Source organism: Carboxydocella sporoproducens DSM 16521, from assembly GCF_900167165.1.
In the GTDB taxonomy this organism is placed as follows: domain Bacteria; phylum Bacillota.
Window position 1 is genome coordinate 1 of record NZ_FUXM01000067.1, and the last position, 4,250, is coordinate 4,250.

A 4,250-nucleotide genomic window follows, 5' to 3' on the forward strand; every position below is an offset into this window, starting at 1 on the left:
CCATTGCGGGCCAGTTCCCGCCGTAACTTCTCCACACTCTCATGCTGGAACACAATACCCGCTAGTATGGAATTCCATATTGCCCGAACCGGATAATCGTTTCTCCCTTTGCCCCGGTTTCTCTCAAGGGTCCTCATTAACTCTTCGTCTGGCATGTAATCCAGAACAAGCCGTAAACGAACTAAATCTCCAATTGTTTGTATTTCTGTCCACTCAAATAGCTTAATTTGTGGTATAATAGCCATAACAGGCATCCCTCCCTGGGTAGGATTGTTTGTCTTTTCAACTTCAATTTTATCACAGGTGGGTGCCTGTTGCTTATTTTTTACAACATTTGAGGCTGGGGTGAATTTTTCCCTCAGCCTCTTGTTTTGCGCTAAAAACCCTTTCCTATACACCTTTTTCTGGGGTAAATTTATTTTCGTCCTTCCGCTAATCCCTTGGCCTGTCAGGATTATCTGACAACGCAATTAGCTCGACTACCAGTCCATTATTTAGCTCGTACCACTTCCACCATTTTCATAATGATGGGTCTGGGAACCTGATATAGTTGCCAGTTCTGGTCTTCAAAACTCTTTCTGACAAAGAGTGTTCCTGCACTCTTCCCACCTATTGCCACTACGATATGATCACCGTTGATTTTTAACTTGTTGCGGTTTTGGAGTTGCTGAACATCCATCAGAAAAGCGCCAAAAGAAGGTACAGCACTCTTGACCACATTAATATTGGGAGGCAAGCCGCCGCTGTTTTTCATAATCTCTTTGGCTTTAGCTGGATCTGTTACATCCCCTTCGGGTATGATAGCATTCTTGAACTGGCCAGCTTCCGCAAAATAGACAGCTTCTTCTAACAACTTCTTGACTTTAGGATAAAGGGGGTGGTCACTGCCCATAATGATATCATTGCCCTGATTGTAGAGTATGATTTGACCCATAGTAATTGCAGGCACTTTTTCCTCTTTAACCTGTTGCGGCTGCTTCAGCCCCAAAAAATAATAAAGGAGACCAATTCCGATTAGTGTTATGACTACTACAATAGCTAATGTATATTTTCTTTTTTTCATTCCTATCACCTCCAAACAAAATTTCTACAAAAAAAATGATTTTCCTGCTTGACGAAGCAGCAAGAGTGCGTTATAATTTCAAATGTCTCACGGAGGAGTTCCCGAGTGGCCAAAGGGAGCAGACTGTAAATCTGCCGGCTGATGCCTTCGTAGGTTCGAATCCTACCTCCTCCACCATAAAATATAATTCGTGCGGACATGGCGGAATTGGCAGACGCGCTAGATTCAGGTTCTAGTGGGCTCACGCCCGTGGAGGTTCAAGTCCTCTTGTCCGCACCAAATCTGCAAACTAAATCCCCTAAGATGGGGATTTTTATTTTACCAGAGAAAAGGCCAGCGTCTACCCCCAAACGCTGGCCTCCAAATATTAAACTTCACCAATTAGAAACAAATAATCATTATAATAGGTAAGTACTTTTTGCTGCAGCTGGCTGTCACCTACCTGTTTGGCATGCCGCATCAGACGCGTCAGAATCCGTTCCAGGTCCGGATCCTGCCAGTCCAGTTCAACCAGCTCACCCAGCTCCTTCTGAATTTTGCCTGCCAGTTTTTCTACCGTCATCTTTTGTTCCTCCCCTTTGATGTTTTTATCTGTGAAAAGCCAGTTTAAATACCGGCTTGATGGTCCCAACTATAGCATTATGAAAATTTTTAACTTCAACTTGCCAGTAGGAAGCCAGTTTATTTTTCTCGGTAGAAGTCAACCAGCCCAGCTGTTGTAAGGCCTCGATTAATATCGGCCCCAGGGCCCGCGGATTACCATCTGCGATTTTTAGCGCCAGGCCCTGGCCCTGGTCAACCAGGCCGACGCAATAGACGCCTTCATATCCCGATTTAGCCAGTAAACGCCCCCGGGTAACCTGCATCAAATCAGTACATATCCTTTCACTACCTGCGACATAGTAAGGAGAGGAGATCATTGCCCTTACTACTGTATCAGCCGCAGAAGTGCGATGAGACGAAACCAGTCGAGCATAAGCCATTGCCATACTTTTAAGGGGCAAATGAAAGACCGGCACCCCGCAGCCATCAACCCCAAGGCCAATATCTGTTACCGCCTGGTCCGTATAGTTACTTACCATATTAAGCATCTCTTGCTGAACGGGATGTTCAGGCAGCCAGTACCCATGGGTATCCCAACCCTTACAACGAGCCAGGGCCAGCATGCCCAGGTGCTTGCCCGAACAGTTGGAGTGCCAGGGCTGAGGTTGTTCTCCCCGCTGCCGCATTTCTTGAGCTGTTGGCCGATGGGTTGGGTAATGTAAACCGCAATGCAGTTCTGTTACATCAGCCTGGATTTTGGCAGCCAACTGCTGAGCTACCCGGATATGCTCCGGCTCAGCATTATGACTGGCACAAAGCAAAGCTATTTCCGCCGGTTCCAGGTCAAAGGTTTGCACTGCGCCTGCTTCGATTACCGCCAGAGCCTGTATTGGCTTGGCTGCTGAACGCCAGAAAGTTTTATAGTCAGGGTTTCCGACAGCCGCAAGGATAGTTCCATTGTGGTCAGTAACTACAATATGGCCGGTATGAACACTCTCTTCAAGTCCGTTGCGCAAAACCTGAGCTAATATTTCCACTTTTTTTCATTACCTCCTTGCCATCTAACTTTATTATTTCGCTGTTTTCTGCTAAAATCCTACTTATAAACCTGTGAACAATTTCATTAAGTAAGCGGGAGGGATTATACTTGTATCCAACTCTAACCCTGGCCCCGGGCCGGCAAAAGCGCCTGTCTACCGGTCATCCCTGGGTCTATGCTACCGAAATTGCTTCGGTCGACCCCAGAATTGAGCCCGGCTCAATTGTCGATGTCGTAGATTTCCGTGGCCGTTTTATCGGCCGCGGTTATTACAATCCCCGTTCCCAGATTGCTGTCAGGCTGCTTACCCGCAAAGATGAAACTATCGACCGGGAATTTTTTCGACAAAAATTGCTGTATTGCCTGAAACACCGGCAAAAAGTAATGCCCGAGGCAACTTCCTACCGCCTGGTTTTTGGCGAAGCAGACTTCTTGCCCGGGCTTATCATTGACAAGTTTGAAGACTACCTGGTCATGCAGGTATTAACCCTGGGCATGGAAAAACAAAAGCAGCTCCTTACCGAATTACTGGTGGAACTGTTGCAGCCCAGGGCAATCTATGAACGCAATGACGTCAATGTTCGGGAGCTAGAAGGCCTGGCTCAAGTTAAAGGTGTCCTCTATGGAGAGTTTCAACCTGAAGTAATAATCAAAGAAAACGGTCTCTCCTTCCTGGTCGATATGGAAAATGGCCAAAAAACCGGCTATTTCCTGGATCAGAAGGAGAACCGGGCTGCCATTGCCCCTTATGTCAAAGACAGAACAGTGCTGGATTGTTTTTGTCACACTGGCTCCTTTACTGTTCATGCTGCCCACTATGGTGCCCGCTCCGTTCTGGCTCTGGATATATCGGAGCACGCCATTGAAACAGCCCGGAGAAATGCCTCCCTGAATGGATTAGAAAACAGCTGCAGTTTTCAAGTAGGCAATGCCTTTGATGTGCTGCGGGAAATGGACAGGGAAAAACGCCGCTTTGATGTTATAATTCTTGATCCCCCTGCTTTTACCAAAAGTAAGCAAACTCTGGAAGGCGCCGTACGGGGCTACAAGGAAATTAACTTAAGGGCAATGAAATTATTACCACCTTCCGGTATTTTGATCACCTGCTCCTGTTCTTATCACATGCAGGAGGACTTATTTCTGGAAGTAATTGAAAGCGCTGCTCTTGATGTAGGACGGCAAGTGCGCCTGCTGGAGTTAAGGCGACAATCCAAAGATCACCCCATTTTGCTGGCTGCCAAAGAGACCTATTACTTGAAGTTCTTAATCCTAGAAATTCTTTAAGAGCTAATTGCGTTGTCAGAAAATCCTGACAATCCAAGGGATTAGCGAAAGGTCAAAAATAAATTTACCCCAGAAAAAGGTGTATAGAAAAGGGTTTTTAGCGCAAAACAAGAGGCTGAGGGAAAAATTCACCCCAGCCTCAAATGTTGTAAAAAATAAGCAACAGGCATCCACCTGTGGTAAAATTGAAGTTGAAAAGACAAAAATCCTACCCAGGGAGGGATGCCTGTTATGGCTATTATACCACAAATTAAGCTATTTGAGTGGACAGAAATACAAACAATTGGAGATTTAGTTCGTTTACGGCTGGTTCTGGATTAC

General features: G+C 46.0%; 4 protein-coding genes, 2 tRNA genes and 1 pseudogene. 3 read left to right on the forward strand and 4 right to left on the reverse strand.

Going from position 1 to position 4,250, the window contains the following annotated elements; all coding sequences use genetic code 11:
• Positions 1-245 (reverse strand): annotated as a pseudogene (locus B5D20_RS13300) (DDE transposase); the annotation flags it as partial.
• Positions 246-490: 245 nt separating this feature from the next.
• Complete coding sequence (locus B5D20_RS13305; RefSeq protein WP_078666682.1) at positions 491-1,063, reverse strand: hypothetical protein; 573 nt, start codon at positions 1,061-1,063, stop codon at positions 491-493.
• A gap of 91 nt (positions 1,064-1,154) precedes the next feature.
• Between B5D20_RS13305 and B5D20_RS13310 the strand changes: the two genes are divergently transcribed.
• Both B5D20_RS13310 and B5D20_RS13315 read left to right on the forward strand, forming a co-directional pair.
• Positions 1,155-1,240, forward strand: a tRNA-Tyr gene (locus tag B5D20_RS13310).
• 15 nt (positions 1,241-1,255) lie between these two features.
• Positions 1,256-1,342: transfer RNA gene (locus tag B5D20_RS13315), tRNA-Leu, on the forward strand.
• Positions 1,343-1,430: 88 nt separating this feature from the next.
• Here the strand turns inward: B5D20_RS13315 and B5D20_RS13320 are convergent.
• Together B5D20_RS13320 and B5D20_RS13325 are read right to left on the reverse strand one after the other, a co-directional pair.
• Entirely contained in the window at positions 1,431-1,625 is a 195-nt protein-coding gene (locus B5D20_RS13320) for a hypothetical protein (RefSeq protein ID WP_078666683.1), read from the reverse strand.
• Between the two features lie 25 nt (positions 1,626-1,650).
• On the reverse strand, positions 1,651-2,643 hold the full coding sequence (locus tag B5D20_RS13325; RefSeq protein WP_078666684.1) for an asparaginase: 993 nt from the start codon (positions 2,641-2,643) through the stop codon (positions 1,651-1,653).
• A 110-nt stretch (positions 2,644-2,753) separates the two neighbouring features.
• Between B5D20_RS13325 and B5D20_RS13330 the strand changes: the two genes are divergently transcribed.
• Positions 2,754-3,929: a class I SAM-dependent rRNA methyltransferase gene (locus tag B5D20_RS13330; RefSeq protein ID WP_078666685.1), complete on the forward strand. Its 1,176-nt coding sequence runs from the start codon at positions 2,754-2,756 to the stop codon at positions 3,927-3,929.
• Positions 3,930-4,250: the final 321 nt, after the last annotated feature.